The following is a 12,423-nucleotide window of genomic DNA, read 5'->3' on the forward strand; positions in this document are numbered from 1 at the left end:
GCCGCTGTCCGTCCGCCCGCCCCCCGGCCGGACGGACAGCGGCTGCTCGTACCGCTGTACGTCCATCCGGACGTGGACCCGGCGGCGTGGTCCGCCCTCGAAGCGGCCGCGCCCCGGCTCCACGGCGTCGTCCTCAACGTCGCCGACGGGCCCGGCTCCCGTCCCGACCCGGCCTTCGGCGCCGCGGCCGCACGCCTGCGCGGCGCCGGCGTGCGGCTGCTCGGCTACGTCGACACCGGCTACGGCCACCGCCCGCCGCGCGCCGTCGTCGCCGACGTCCGCCGCCACCGCCGCTGGTACGGCGTCGACGGCGTCTTCCTCGACCAAGTGGCCGCGCAGGCCGCGCACCTGCCCCGCTACCGCCGGCTCGTCCTGCTCGCCAAGGCGCTGGGCGCGCACACCGCCGTCCTCAACCCCGGCACCCACCCCGACCCCGGCTACGCCCGCATCGCCGACCTCCTCGTCACCTTCGAGGGCACCTGGGAGACCTACCGGCGGGCCGCCGTACCCCCCTGGACCGCCGACCACCCCCCGGCCCGCTTCTGCCACCTCGTCTACGCCGTACCGGCCGGGAACGCGGACCGCGTGGCCCGTACGGCCGCGGACCGCGGCGCCGGAGTGCACTGCGCGGTGCCGGGAGAAGGAGCGAACCCTTGGCGCGCCGCACCGTGGGTGAACGAGGAGCCGCTCACGACGGAGACCGATCCGCTCCCCGCGGACGATTCCCCGGTCCGGCGGAGGGCGCGATGAACGGGCGCCGGCGCCCCTTCGCGACACTGCTCGCGCTGCTGCTGCTCGCCTGCGCGGCAGGCTGCTCGGGCACGGAAGCCGGTGACGGGCCGGAGGGCGACGAGAGCGGCGGGGCCGCCCCCACGGCGTCCGGCGCGCCGTCCGGGGCGCCGTCCGGGGCGCCGCGGTCCGCCGGTAAGCACTGGCAGCCCCGCCCCGGCACCCGCTGGCAGTGGCAGCTCGACGGCACGGTCGACACGTCCGCCGGCGTGCCCGTCTACGACATCGACGGCTTCGAGAACACCGCCCGTACGGTCAAGGAGCTGCACGACCGCGGCGCCAAGGTGATCTGCTACGTCAACGCGGGTGCCTGGGAGGACTTCCGCCCGGACCGCAAGGCGTTCCCGGAGCGGCTGCTCGGCGAGCGGAACAAGGGCTGGAAGGGCGAGAAGTGGCTGGACATCCGCCGCCTGGACGTCCTGCGGCCGATCATGGCGGCCCGCTTCGAGATGTGCCGGGAGAAGGGCTTCGACGCCGTCGAGCCGGACCTGACGGAGGGCTACCGCAACCGCACGGGCTTCCCGCTGTCCGCGTCCGACCAGCTCGCCTTCAACCGGATGCTCGCCGGGCTCGCCCACGAGCGCGGCATGGCGATCGGCCTGAAGAACGACCTGGACCAGATTCCCGCCCTCGTCGGCGACTTCGACTTCGCGGTGAACGAGCAGTGCGCCGAGTTCGAGGAGTGCGAGAAGCTGACGCCGTTCGTGAAGGACGGCAAGGCCGTCTTCCACGTCGAGTACGCCCTGGAGCGGAAGGACTTCTGCCCCACGGCGCAGCGGCTCGGCCTCAGCTCGATGCGCAAGAAGCTCGAACTGGACGCGTGGCGTGAGCCGTGCGGATAGCCGGTGCGAGTGACCGGCGCGGCCGCCGGCGGCCGGTCACACCTCGCCGACGTACACCCACTGCCCGTCCTCGCGGACGAAGCGGCTGTTCTCGTGCTGGAAGCCCGTGCGCCCGCCGGCCGTGTAGTGGGCGCGGAACTCCACGGTGCCCTCCTGGTGGAAGGCCGTGCCGTCCGTCGTCCCCAGGATCTCCAGCCCGGTCCACTCCATGGCGGGGTCGAAGTCCAGCCCGTCGGGGCGGGTCGAGGAGTGCCAGGTGCGCAGCAGGTAGGCGGCGTCGCGGACGGCGAAGGCGCTGTAGCGCGAGCGCATCAGCCGTTCGGCCGTCGCGGCGGCCCGCCCGCCGGCGTGCAGGCCGCCGCAGCAGTCGCCGTAGGCGGCGTCGAGGCCGCAGGGGCAGGGGGAGGCGGCGGTGACGGCCGGCCGGGGAGCGTGGGCTCTGGTTCTTCTGGACACCCCACGATTGTGCCCGGTCCCCGGCCCGGCCCCGGCACCGGCTAGCCGGCGGTGGCGGTGCCGGGGGTGACGGCCGGGATGTACGCCAGCCCGTGCGCGCCGGCCTCGCCCTTCCGGCCGACCTCCAGCGTGGTGATCACCTCCATCTCCTCCAGGTCCACCACGGTCACCGTGCTGGACATGACGTTGGCCACGTAACCCACCCTGCCGTCCGGCGAGGACGTGATGGTGAGCGGGAAGCAGCCGATCGGCACCTGACCGGCGAGCTCGAGAGTGCCCGGTTCGAAGACCGTCAGCACCCCGTCCTGCTGGGCGCCGAGCGCCCCGCCCTCGCCTTCGCCCATCCGCAGCTCGCCCGCGAGGACGGCGCCCGTGACCGTGGTGTGCACCGGGAAGACGAGGCCCTCGGTCGGCAGCACGCGCTGCACCTCTCCGGTGGCGGCGTCGATCACCCGGACGCCGGGCTGCGCGGCCGGGGTGGGCAGGAAGTCGCCCTTGGGGGCGGCGACGTAGACGTACCTGCCGTCGGGGGAGACGTCGAGTCCCTCGCTGCCCGGCACGGCGATGCGCCCGGCGAACTCGTCCTTCTCCAGGTCCACGACGGAGACGAACGACGCCTCCTTGTTGGTGGACCAGCCGCGGCGGCCGTCCGGGGAGATGGCGAACCAGTGCGGGCCGTCGGCCATGACGGGTATCCGGCCGATGCGGCGGCGGGTGTCCGCGTCGAGGATCACGACCCCGCCCGGCTCGGTGTCCGTGGCCTCGACGCTGACGTACAGCCGGGAGCGCTCCCGGTCCAGGGCGAAGCCGTGCGGGGCGTGGTCCGGACCGAGGTCGATAGTGTCGACGACCTTCCGGGCGTCGGCGTCGATGACGGCGATCTGTCGGGCCCGGCCCTGGTGGGCGTGGTAGTAGCCGTCGACGTACGTGGTCGCGCAGTACAGCAGGCGACGGTCGGGATCGAAGCACAACTCGTGTGGCTGCGAGGGCACTTCGACCACGTCGAGCTGTTCGTAGGTGGTGGCGTCGAAGAAGGTGACGGTGGGTCCGGTCTGGCTCACGACGGCCAGCACGCCGGGGCGGGATTCCGCGTTCGTGTTCATGATTCGTATCCTGGGCCGCCCTCCCGGGGGCGTTCCAATGCCGAGCGGGCAAGGATGCCTTGCGGCAGGCGCATTCGCCCAGCTGACGGCGGCTGCGGGCCGCGGCCGCCGTGGCGCGCGTCACGTTCCCGGAGCCCGGTTGCGTCCTCCTGCTGGCGCCGGTGTCCCGGCGCCGGGATCATCTGAACCCCGAACGGCCCCCACGGGAGGAGTCCCGCATGTCCGGTTCGTCGCGTCGCGCGCTCCACCTGCTCCACCTGCTCCGCATGCCCCGTGCCCGCCCGGCCGCGGCCGTGGCCCTGGCCTCGCTGACCCTGGTGCTGTGCGGGCCGCCCACCCCGGCCGCGCCCGCGACGGCCCACGGGCACCGAGGAGCGCCCTACGACCACCAGAGATGCGGGAACGCCTCCGACCGGGTGCTCCTCACGCTCGACGACTGGTCCTACGGCCACGCGGAGCGGGCCGTGGAGACGGGCGCCTACCTCAAGGGGAAGGGGATCCGCGCGGCGTTCTTCCTCATCAACCAGTACGCCTCGCAGGAGCCCCGGGTCGCCGAGACCCTGCGCCGGCAGGGGCACTGGGTGGGCAACCACACCTACTCGCACCCGCATTTGACGCGGCTTCCGGAGGCCGAGGCGCGCAGGGAGATCCGTGACGGCATCAAGAGTTCCCTCTTCCGCCCGCCGTTCGGGGACTTCGGTCCCCGGGAGACGCGGATCGCCGCGAGCCTGGGCTCCCGCGTCTGCACCTGGACCGTCGACACCCTCGACTGGGAGGACTCCGACGGCCGCTTTCCCGATGCGGCCACGCTGCGGGCGAGGGTCCGCGACGCACCCGCGGCGGACAAGCGCGGGGGCGTGGTCCTCGGACACCTCTTCAGCAACTTCCCCGACGCCCTCCCCGGCATCGTCGGCGACCTGCGCGCCCAGGGCTACGCCCTGTGCCGCAACACCGGCCCCACCACTTCGGTGATCAGGGATCCGCTGCCGTGCTGACGGCCGGGGTGTCGCCTTGAAGCGCACGGTTCTTCACCTAATGTGAGGAACATTATGATCCGCGCAATCGGCTGGAATGCCGCATCCGGCCCCCGGGCCGCTCCGGCGCGCTCCTCCGGGCGGAAGGCGCCCCGGTGGACGCGGGCGTGAGCGCGTCCGTCCGCCGGCTCCTGCGCCACGAGGGCGTGCCGCAGGCGGCCCGCCGCGCCCTGTGGGTGGTGGCGGCCGCCTGCCCCGGCTTCTACCTCTTCCGGTACGTCACCGGCGACTCCGTCATGGCCCTGTACGCCATGTTCGGCGCGCTGCCCCTCGTCATGTTCTGCCGCGTCCCCGGCCCGCCGCCGCAGCGGACCCGGATCCTGCTCACCGCCCTGCCCGTCGGCTGGGCCCTCGTCACCGCCGGAACGCTGCTCGCCGTCAACCCCTGGGCGGCCGCGGGCGGCATGTTCGCCGTCGGCTTCGTCATCTCCTACTGCGGCGTCGGCGGCCCGCGCCTGACCGGCCTCGCCATGGCCTTCCAGCTCTACTACGTGCTGCCCTGCTTCCCGCCCTACGCGCCCGGCACCCTGGACTCGCGGCTCGCCGGCCTGACCGTCGGCATCCTGCTCGCCGTTCTGGCCGAGCGGTTCCTGTGGCCCGACCCCGCCCCCGTCCCCTACCGCGCCGTCCTCGCCGAAGCGGTGGCCGCCGTGGCCGACTACGCCAGCGCCACCGCGTACCACCTCGAAGCGGGCGGCGGCGCGCCGGCCGAACGGGAAGCGGCCGACCGCGCGCTGGCCGCCGCCCGCCTCCACCACGTGCCCGTCACCGAGCGGCCCGCCTCGCCCTCCGTGCAGGACCGGGCCCTCAACCACGCCCGCGCGGCCGTCCGGCACGTGCGCGACCAGCTCGACCGCCTCGCCGACTGCCCCGGCCACCCCGCGGCCGGCCCCGCCGCCGTGAACCTCCTGCGGCACACCGAGCTCACCCTGCGGTCCGTCGCCGGCGAGCTGCGCACCGGCACCGCGAGCACCCGGCCCGACACGCTGCCCGCGGCCCTCGCCGCCTTCGACGCCGTCCGCCTCGCCGAACTGCAGCAGGCCTCCACCGGCCGGCTGCGCCAGGACGCCGTCGCCCGCGCCGCCGCCGAAGGCACCCGGCTGGCCACCGAGGCCGCCCGCCTCGCACTCGGCCACGGACAGCCGCCCGCCGCACCGCCGCCGCCCGCGGGCGCGGACGTCCTCGCGTACGCGGCCACACCCGCGCACCTGCTGTGGTGGCGGCGCCTGCGGATGCACCTGACCCCGCACTCGGTCCACCTGCAGAACGCCCTCCGCCTGGCCGGCGCGCTGGCCTGCGCACGGCTGCTCGTCGGCGCGCTCGACCTCTCCCACGGCTTCTGGGTGCTGCTCGCGACCCTCAGCCTCATGCGCACCTCCGCGGCCGACACCCGGGCGGCCCTGGCCCCCGCCTTCGCCGGGACGATCGTGGGCGCAGGCATCGCCGCCCTCATGCTCTACGGCGTCGGGGACCGGCCCCTCTTCTACGCCCTCGCGCTGCCCGTCGTCATCCTCGTCGGCTTCACCCTGGGCCCCCCGCTCGGGCCCGCCTGGACGCAGGCCGCCTTCACCCTCGCCTTCGTGCTCGTCTTCACCCAGATCTCCGGCGCCAACTGGCGGCTGTCCGAAGTGCGGCTCCTCGACGTGGCTGTCGGCGGCGCGGTCGGCGCCCTGGCCGGCCTCCTCGCCTGGCCGCGCGGCGGCCGCGGCGAACTCGCGCGCGACATGGCGGACCTCCTCGCCGAGGGCGCCGTCGCCTGCCGGGCCGTCACCGCGCTGCTGGGCGACGACCGGCTCCAGCGCGACCGCTCCCAGGGCGACCCGCTGCAGCCCGCGCGGCGCGCCATGCACCTCGCCGAGGCCTCCTTCGCCCAGTACCTGACGGAACGCATGCACCGCAGGCGGCCGGAGCCGCACTGGGAGGCCGCCCTCGCCACCGGGCGCGCCATCGTGCACGGCGCGGAACGCTTGCTGATGACGCATCAGGAAGGGCTGCGCCGCCCCCTCCCGCCGGGGCCTGCCGCCGCCCTGACCGGACTCGCCGGACAGGTGGCGCAGGAGGTGCTGCGCGCCGCGGACACCCTGCGCGGGTCCGGGCCGCGCGAGCCCCGCACCACCGTCTCGCGCTACCCGGCGGAGGACTCAGGCCCCTTGCGGCGCGCGGCCGACCGGCACGGCATCGGCGACGCGCACGTCCTGCTCGTCGTCGACACCGAGGCCTGGCTCACGGGAGTGGCCCACGACGCGGTGCGGACCCGTTCGGCCCCGCACCGGAGGGAGGCGAGGGCCCGGACGGCGGGCGGGGAGGCCGGCGGGGCCGGAGCCGGGACCGGGGCCGGATCCGGAGCCGAGGCCGGTGGGCGGGCTCACGCCCTGATCGAGGCCCCGGGGGCCCGGGGGCTCACGCTCTGATCCACGGGCTCCCCCTGCGCCAGCCGGTCCGCGACCTGCCGGGCCTGGCGGACCACATTGCGCAGGTGGTTCGCGAACGGGATGCGTACGTGCGTACCGACCCCCACCACCCACACGTGCTCCGGCGGCGCCTCCGGCCCGCTCCGTACCCGCAGGTCCGCCTCCAGCCGCCCGACGGCCGTGCCCCCGCCGGGCGCGCCGCGCACATGGAGGGCGGTCCTCTCCCGGTCCCAGTGCAGGAGGGGCGGGCCGAAGCCGGTGGCGTTGACGACGTAGTCGAAGCGCTCGGGCGCGGCACCGGAGCGCTCCACCCGCCACGCGCCGCCCTCGAAGGAGACGGAGCGCGGGTAGGGGCGGTCCATGCGCAGCACCCCCGAGTCGAAGTGCGCGAGCAACCGGCGGGCGTTGACGCGGGAGAGCGCCGTCGCGTACCGCCCGGTCATCCAGGCGAACTCCGCCGACAGCTCCCCGAGGCGGCCCGGGGGCAGCGCGGGAGCCAGTTCGATGAGCTGCTCGATCAGCGGCACCATGACGTCCGGCCACGCGCAGGCGCCCTCCTCGACGAGGGCGGTCTCCTCGCGCAGCCGCTGCACCGGGTCGCAGGCTTGGGAGACCTGCCGGCGCAGGGGACGGCGGTCGCGCAGCCGGATCGCCTCCACCACGCACCGCACCAGCCGGTCCTCCAGGTACGGGTCCGCGGGGTCGAGGCGGGAGATGCGCTCCAGCGGCGGGTACGGGCGCAGCGGCGCGGCCAGGGACTCGCGGACGGCGGGCAGCCGGCCGGACGGCGAGGTCAGGGCGGTGCGGTGGCCGTCGCGGCACAGCAGCAGCGCCGCGTCCGCCGCCGACTGGTGGCTGCCGAGGACGAGCACCCGGGAGCCCGGGCGCAGCTCCTCGCGGAGGCGGGCGGCCGGGTAGGGGCTGTCGAGGTAGCGCGGGTGGCCGGCGAAGGCGGCGAAGCCGTCGGGAACGCGGGGGCGGTGGACGCCCGTGCAGACGACGACGTCGTCCGCGCGCAGCTCGGCGCCGGTGTCCAGCCGCACCCGGTGGCCCTCCGCGCCGCCTGCGCCGATGCTCTCCACGCTCGCCCGTACGTGCTCGACGGCCACGCCGATCCGCCCGGCCCGCTCGCGGGCCCCGGCGGAGCGGTCCGCGCAGTACTCGGCCATGCGGGCGCGGGGGACGCAGTCCTTCGCGGTGCCCGTCCAGCCGTGTTCGCGCAGGTGGTCGACGAAGTCGCCCGGCCGGTCGGCGAGGAGCGAGTTCAGCTCGGCCGCGGTGTTGCACAGCAGCAGCGGGTCGTCGTCCCCGAAGGCCAGGCCCCAGCCGGCCGGATGGGGGTCCACGACGCGCACGGACGCGACGGGCAGGGGCGGGCGGCGGGCGGCGAGCGCGCCGACCAGCTGCAGCAGCACGCTGGTCCCGGCGACCCCGCCGCCGACGATGACGACGTCCCGGCCGGTGATGCGCGCGCTACGACTGCTCCGTCCCACAGGCACCTTCCTCACTAGGTCAAGCCCCGAGCTGTGCCCCTGGGCACCACCCGGCCGTCCCGCGATCCGTAGAGCACCCTGCCCATCCGTCCCTCGCGGGGAACCCGCCTCCTGGGTGCGGATACAAGCCGGGGCACAAGCGGATACAAGGGGAGGGCCCGCCCCGTCAGCCCCGCCAGCCCTGTAAGCCCCGTCAGCCCCGGGATGCGATGCGCCCGGACGCCGGTTACGTTCCGCCTGGGGACCGTGTCCCTGCCGAACCCTCCGCCGACGGGCTGAGAGCGTGCTGCAGCTGATCGCCGGCCGGTTCCTCCTCGCCATCGGCGGGGCCATGGTGATGGCCGGCATTGCCGCGCTGACCTGGTTCGTCCGCCGCCGGCTGCAGTCCGCCGACCCGCTGCTGGACGTCCGCCTCTTCGCGAGCCGCCCCTTCCTGGCCGCCGCGCTCGCCACCGTCATCGCCATGATGGCCATCGGCGCCGCCCACGAAACCGCCCGAGCCTCAGTAGGCGGCGCCGACCACGCGAGAGAACCACGTCCCTGGTATCGGTCGGCATCGTCGCAACAGCGGTCGTCCTGGCGGCCGTACTCGTCCCGAAGAACTTCCGAGCGGACTCGGCGCACTAGGAATTCGGCGCTCGCCCCCGCCGAATAGCGCTGCGGCAGGTTTTCCTCAAGCAGTTCCGGGATCAGCCGAATGGGCGGTGCACGGGGGTCGCTTCGGGTTGTCCGTGAGCGATTGCGGGTTGCTGCTGGTAGATCGGCAGGGATACGTCCGGCGCGGAAGGGGCCGTCTATGGGTGAGCCGGTGGCGGCGCCGCCCTCTGTTGGGGCGAGCCTCGTGCGGGTCGGTGTGGCCTGTGCGGGGGCCGCGCCCGCTGTGGTGGTGCGGCTCAGCGGGCGTGAGCTGGCGCCCGCGTGGGCCGTGGCCGTGTTCGGGCTGGGGGTGCTCTGTTCGGCGTTGCTGTTGATGTGGGCGGCGGAGACGGCGCGGGTGGACATGGCCGGGGCGCTCGCGCTGGCCCTGCTGGCGTTCATCGCGGTGCTGCCGGAGTACGCCGTCGACCTCTACTTCGCCTACGCGGCCGGATCCGACCCCTCCTACGCGGCCTACGCGGCCGCCAACATGACCGGTGCGAACCGGCTCCTGGTGGGCGTCGGCTGGCCGCTCGTCGCGCTCGCCGCCGCACTTGCGCTGCGCCGCCGCGGCGCGGCCCCGGGTGCGATCGTGCTGGAGCCGCACCGCCGGATCGACGTCGCCTTCCTCGCGGTGGCCGCCGTCTTCGCGTTCGTGATGCCACTGGCCCGCGAGATCGGCTGGTACGTACCGGTGGTGCTCATCCCGTGGTACGGCTATTACCTCTACCGGATCGCGAAGTGCGCCACGGGGGAGATGGAGGAGCTCGTGGGCGTCCCGGCGCGGCTGGCCCTGCTGCCGCGGGCCGGGCGGCGCACCGTGACGGCCGTGCTCTTCGCGGGTGCCGCGGCCGTCGTCTTCGCGTGCGCCGAGCCGTTCGCGCACGGCCTGGTGGAGGCGGGTGCCTCGCTCGGCATCGACCGCTTCGTCCTGGTGCAGTGGCTGGCCCCGCTCGCGTCCGAGGCTCCGGAGCTGATCGTCGCGGTGGTCTTCGCCTGGCGCATGCGGGCCGGCGACGGGCTCGGCGCGCTGCTGTCCAGCAAGGTCAACCAGTGGACGCTGCTGGTCGGCTGCCTGCCCCTCGCCCACGCCCTCGGCGGCGGAGGGGCGGCCCTGCCGCTGGTGACCCGTCAGGTCGACGAGGTGGCCCTGACGGCCGCGCAGACCGTCCTTGCCGTCGTCGTCCTGCTGGACCTGCGCTTCGTCCGGTGGGAGGCCGCCGTCCTCTTCGTTCTCTTCGCGGTGCAGTTCGCGCTTCCGGGGGAGTACGCCCGGGAGGTGCTGACCTACGTCTACCTGGGCCTGGCGGCCCTGGTGCTGACGAGGCGGTGGCGTCACCTCCCGGACACCGGCCGGGCGCTGGGCGGGCGGGTCGCGGGGGACCGGCACTTCTGACCTCCCGGGACTCCGGCGCCGGCCCGCCGCTACGGCTCCGAGATCAGCTCCGCCACCGCCTTCAGCCCGTCCGTCGCCATCGCCCGGCGCTGCCGGTCCGCCCCGGTGCCCCGCCGCAGCAGGCGGGTGACCAGCGAGCTGACCTGCCGGGTGTCGCCCGACTCCTCCAGTGACTGCCCTATGTGGGCGAGGAGGCTGCGGACGACTTCGTGCGCGCCGTGGCGCCGGCCGCCGGGGTCCACGAGGACACCGTCGAGCCCGTGCCGGGCGGCGTGCCAGTTCGCCGCGGCCAGCAGCTCCGGCAGGCAGGGCGTCGGGGGCCGCCCGGCCTTCTCGTCGCGGATGGCGGTGGCGACCAGCCCGCGGACGATGCCCGCGAACATGATGGCGTCGTCGGCGCGCAGCTGGACGTCCAGGCAGCGCACTTCGATCGTGGGATAGCGGTCGGACAGCCGCGCCTGCCAGTAGAGCTGGCCGCGGTCCTCGATCGCCCCTGCGGTCAACAGCGCCTGGATGCGCTCCTCGTAGTCGGCGAGGCCGTCGAAGTAGGGGGGCGGGCCGCTGACCGGCCAGCGGCTGTAGACCACCGTCCGCCAGCTGGAGAAGCCGGTGTCGTGGCCGTTCCACAGCGGGGAGTTGCCCGCCATGGCGACCAGGACGGGCAGCCAGGGCCGTACCCGGTTGAGGACCGCGACGCCCGTCCCGCGGTCGGGGATGGCGACGTGGACGTGCATCCCGTGGACGAACTGCTCGTCCACGAGCTGGGCGGCACGCGTCCGCATCGCGAGGTAGCGCGGATTGCCGGTGACGGGGATGGGCTCGGGCCCCGAGCACGGCGCCGTACCGCAGGCGGCGATCCGGCAACCGGACCGCTTCGCGGCGGAGCTCACCGCGTGGCGCAGCCGCAGCAGGTGCCGGCTGGCCTCGGCGAGATCGGAGCAGACCGGGGTGGCGACTTCCACCTGGGCCTGCAACAGCTCCGCCTGAATCTCCCGCTCGTTCACGACCGGTTCCAGGTCGACCGCCGCCCGGACCTCGTCGGCCAGGGGTACCGGCAGTGCGGTGACCGGGTCGAGCAGAAGATACTCCTCCTCGATCCCTAGGGTGAGCATGCCGTAGGGCTACCCTCGCGCTCGCGAGGCGAACCGCACGGAGCCCGCCACTACGGCTTTCTGACGCAAAGACGCCCTCCGGCCGTCTCCTGCGGCCCTGCTCCGACCCCCGTGACCTCGTCTTTCGCGCTCCGCCGGGGTGACTCGAATCAGTTCTTCAACTCCCTTTTTATAAAAGGGATTAGCCGTCACTCGTGATGCCGGGTAACACCCCGGTTCCAGGGTTCGCCGTGAAGTGAAGAAGTTCACAGAAGCACCTTTCGGCTCCGAATTCCGGCGGTCCGTGATGCAGGATCGTGCATCGAACAACAAGATCCCGTCACCGAGGCGGGCGACCCGGGCGGACGCCGAGTCCTGCCGCCGTACCGGGTGCGGAGCAGAAGCGAATGGATCGGCAGGAGCGGGAGACCCGAGCACGGCGGACCACGATGGCGGTGGTCCTTGGGGTGAAGCCATTTCAGGTGGCCGGGCAACTTCGACAGCCCGAACCCGACAGGTCATCTTTCGTAGGCGGATGACGAAGGGTTTTGGCATGTCTGCGTTCCCTGGCATATCCACGCTCATGTCCCGCGCCGGTGCCGCTTCTGTGGTCACCGCGGCGACCGTGACCGCGTCGATGCTCCTCCCCGGCATGTCGGCCGAGGCGAGCGCGGCCACCCCGGGCGCCGCCGCCCTGAAGGTCGCGGCGTCCAAGCAGGGCTCCCCCTACCAGTACGGCGCCGCCGGCCCCAACCGGTTCGACTGCTCGGGTCTTACGCTCTACTCGTTCAAGAAGGTCGGCAAGACCCTGCCGCGCACCGCGGCCGCGCAGTACAACAAGACCCGGCACATCTCCGCCGGCTCCCGCCAGACGGGCGACCTGGTCTTCTTCCACTCGGGAAGCAACGTCTACCACGTCGGTATCTACGCGGGTAACAACAAGATCTGGCACTCGCCCAAGCCGGGGACGACCGTCCGGCTGGAGAAGATCTGGTCCGGCAGCGTCTGGTACGGCCGGGTCAACTGACCCGGGCCGCAACCGGTGGAGACCGGGCCGGGGCGACCCAACCCCGGCCCGGAGGCCTCCGGGACCCTCGAACACAGCCCCGGAGGGTTCGCCCCGGCGGCGGAGCAGTCGCCGCTGCCGCCCGAGGTGAGGCCGAGGGCGGTGG

General features: G+C 74.2%; 11 protein-coding genes and 1 riboswitch. Of the genes, 7 read left to right on the top strand and 4 right to left on the bottom strand.

Going from position 1 to position 12,423, the window contains the following annotated elements:
* Positions 1 to 42 precede the first annotated feature (42 nt).
* Together ACSNOG_RS28860 and ACSNOG_RS28865 are read left to right on the top strand one after the other, a co-directional pair.
* The gene (locus tag ACSNOG_RS28860; RefSeq protein ID WP_436755658.1) at positions 43 to 750 is read left to right on the top strand and encodes a spherulation-specific family 4 protein; all 708 of its coding nucleotides are present in this window, start codon (positions 43 to 45) and stop codon (positions 748 to 750) included.
* On the top strand, positions 747 to 1,631 hold the full coding sequence (locus tag ACSNOG_RS28865; protein ID WP_436755648.1) for an endo alpha-1,4 polygalactosaminidase: 885 nt from the start codon (positions 747 to 749) through the stop codon (positions 1,629 to 1,631). Before ACSNOG_RS28860 ends, ACSNOG_RS28865 begins: the two co-directional genes overlap by 4 nt.
* 36 nt (positions 1,632 to 1,667) lie before the next feature.
* On the opposite strand, the gene ACSNOG_RS28870 is transcribed toward ACSNOG_RS28865, so the two are convergent.
* Together ACSNOG_RS28870 and ACSNOG_RS28875 are read right to left on the bottom strand one after the other, a co-directional pair.
* Positions 1,668 to 2,087, bottom strand: coding sequence for a YchJ family protein (locus tag ACSNOG_RS28870; RefSeq protein ID WP_436755649.1), 420 nt, complete (start codon positions 2,085 to 2,087; stop codon positions 1,668 to 1,670).
* A gap of 41 nt (positions 2,088 to 2,128) precedes the next feature.
* Positions 2,129 to 3,190 (bottom strand): YncE family protein, encoded by a 1,062-nt coding sequence (locus ACSNOG_RS28875; protein WP_436755650.1) that lies wholly within the window; start codon positions 3,188 to 3,190, stop codon positions 2,129 to 2,131.
* A 218-nt stretch (positions 3,191 to 3,408) separates the two neighbouring features.
* Here ACSNOG_RS28875 and ACSNOG_RS28880 point away from each other — a divergent pair, with 218 nt between their 5' ends.
* Both ACSNOG_RS28880 and ACSNOG_RS28885 read left to right on the top strand, forming a co-directional pair.
* Positions 3,409 to 4,185: a polysaccharide deacetylase family protein gene (locus ACSNOG_RS28880; RefSeq protein ID WP_436755651.1), complete on the top strand. Its 777-nt coding sequence runs from the start codon at positions 3,409 to 3,411 to the stop codon at positions 4,183 to 4,185.
* Positions 4,186 to 4,331: 146 nt separating this feature from the next.
* Positions 4,332 to 6,635, top strand: a complete 2,304-nt coding sequence (locus ACSNOG_RS28885; RefSeq protein ID WP_436755652.1) for an FUSC family protein — start codon at positions 4,332 to 4,334, stop codon at positions 6,633 to 6,635.
* On the opposite strand, the gene ACSNOG_RS28890 is transcribed toward ACSNOG_RS28885, so the two are convergent.
* Positions 6,590 to 8,128: an FAD/NAD(P)-binding protein gene (locus ACSNOG_RS28890; RefSeq protein ID WP_436755653.1), complete on the bottom strand. Its 1,539-nt coding sequence runs from the start codon at positions 8,126 to 8,128 to the stop codon at positions 6,590 to 6,592. The two genes, ACSNOG_RS28885 and ACSNOG_RS28890, sit on opposite strands and share 46 nt — an antisense overlap.
* A 283-nt stretch (positions 8,129 to 8,411) precedes the next feature.
* On the opposite strand from ACSNOG_RS28890, the gene ACSNOG_RS28895 reads away from it, so the two are divergent.
* Together ACSNOG_RS28895 and ACSNOG_RS28900 are read left to right on the top strand one after the other, a co-directional pair.
* Positions 8,412 to 8,783, top strand: a complete 372-nt coding sequence (locus ACSNOG_RS28895; protein WP_436755654.1) for a hypothetical protein — start codon at positions 8,412 to 8,414, stop codon at positions 8,781 to 8,783.
* A 141-nt stretch (positions 8,784 to 8,924) separates the two neighbouring features.
* Positions 8,925 to 10,160: a hypothetical protein gene (locus tag ACSNOG_RS28900; protein ID WP_436755655.1), complete on the top strand. Its 1,236-nt coding sequence runs from the start codon at positions 8,925 to 8,927 to the stop codon at positions 10,158 to 10,160.
* Between the two features lie 29 nt (positions 10,161 to 10,189).
* Here ACSNOG_RS28900 and ACSNOG_RS28905 read toward each other — a convergent pair whose 3' ends face one another.
* Positions 10,190 to 11,272: a carboxylate-amine ligase gene (locus ACSNOG_RS28905; protein WP_436755656.1), complete on the bottom strand. Its 1,083-nt coding sequence runs from the start codon at positions 11,270 to 11,272 to the stop codon at positions 10,190 to 10,192.
* A gap of 365 nt (positions 11,273 to 11,637) precedes the next feature.
* A riboswitch (cyclic di-AMP (ydaO/yuaA leader) is annotated at positions 11,638 to 11,800 on the top strand.
* 4 nt (positions 11,801 to 11,804) lie between these two features.
* Between ACSNOG_RS28905 and ACSNOG_RS28910 the strand changes: the two genes are divergently transcribed.
* The gene (locus tag ACSNOG_RS28910) at positions 11,805 to 12,278 is read left to right on the top strand and encodes a C40 family peptidase (protein ID WP_436755657.1); all 474 of its coding nucleotides are present in this window, start codon (positions 11,805 to 11,807) and stop codon (positions 12,276 to 12,278) included.
* Positions 12,279 to 12,423 lie beyond the last annotated feature (145 nt).

The sequence above is a fragment of the Streptomyces sp. URMC 124 genome, from assembly GCF_051386455.1.
Lineage (GTDB): Bacteria > Actinomycetota > Actinomycetes > Streptomycetales > Streptomycetaceae > Streptomyces.

Excerpts from the sequence above, each read along its gene's own strand:
- ACSNOG_RS28865 (WP_436755648.1), top strand. The coding sequence starts at position 747 with ATGAACGGGCGCCGGCGCCCCTTCGCGACACTGCTCGCGCTGCTGCTG.
- ACSNOG_RS28875 (WP_436755650.1), bottom strand. The coding sequence starts at position 3,190 with ATGAACACGAACGCGGAATCCCGCCCCGGCGTGCTGGCCGTCGTGAGC.
- ACSNOG_RS28900 (WP_436755655.1), top strand. The coding sequence starts at position 8,925 with ATGGGTGAGCCGGTGGCGGCGCCGCCCTCTGTTGGGGCGAGCCTCGTG.
- ACSNOG_RS28880 (WP_436755651.1), top strand. The coding sequence starts at position 3,409 with ATGTCCGGTTCGTCGCGTCGCGCGCTCCACCTGCTCCACCTGCTCCGC.
- ACSNOG_RS28905 (WP_436755656.1), bottom strand. The coding sequence starts at position 11,272 with ATGCTCACCCTAGGGATCGAGGAGGAGTATCTTCTGCTCGACCCGGTC.
- ACSNOG_RS28910 (WP_436755657.1), top strand. The coding sequence starts at position 11,805 with ATGTCTGCGTTCCCTGGCATATCCACGCTCATGTCCCGCGCCGGTGCC.